The sequence below is a fragment of the Spirulina sp. CCY15215 genome (assembly GCF_016888125.1).
Taxonomy (GTDB): Bacteria; Cyanobacteriota; Cyanobacteriia; order Cyanobacteriales; family Spirulinaceae; genus CCY15215.
The window spans coordinates 1-388 of sequence record NZ_JACSWA010000160.1 but is presented as its reverse complement, the minus strand read 5'-3'; the positions used below and the strand labels follow the sequence as shown (position 1 = coordinate 388).

1 protein-coding gene is annotated in these 388 nt (G+C 42.8%); it reads left to right on the top strand.

What is annotated here, in order from left to right:
• Positions 1 to 388: transposase (locus tag JUI58_RS00770; RefSeq protein WP_348539805.1), on the top strand; the 388-nt coding region annotated here is incomplete at both ends.

Below are 388 nucleotides of genomic sequence, written 5' to 3'. Positions count from 1 at the left end.
AGGGGGGAACTAAAGGGGGGATATGGGCAAAAGGAATGTTATCTAAACATTGCCTAGATGCTGCTTTTGGTCAATTTATTACCATTCTCAAATGGGTCGCGTGGAAACGAGATGTTTTTGTCGCGGAAGTTGACAAGAATTACACCTCGCAAACTTGCCCAAAATGTAATTTTCACACTGGAAAAAAATCACTTTCCGAACGAGAACATCATTGCCTGGAGTGTGGATACAAAACCCATAGAGATATCGCAGCAGCAGAAGTTATCAGAGATAGAGGAATCAAAAATGCGTTAGGGCATAGCGTATCGGAAAATGCTTGTGGAGATGATCTGACGGGGGCTTTGCCTAGTCAAAAATCTGTGAAGCAGGAAATCTTGAATGCGAGTTC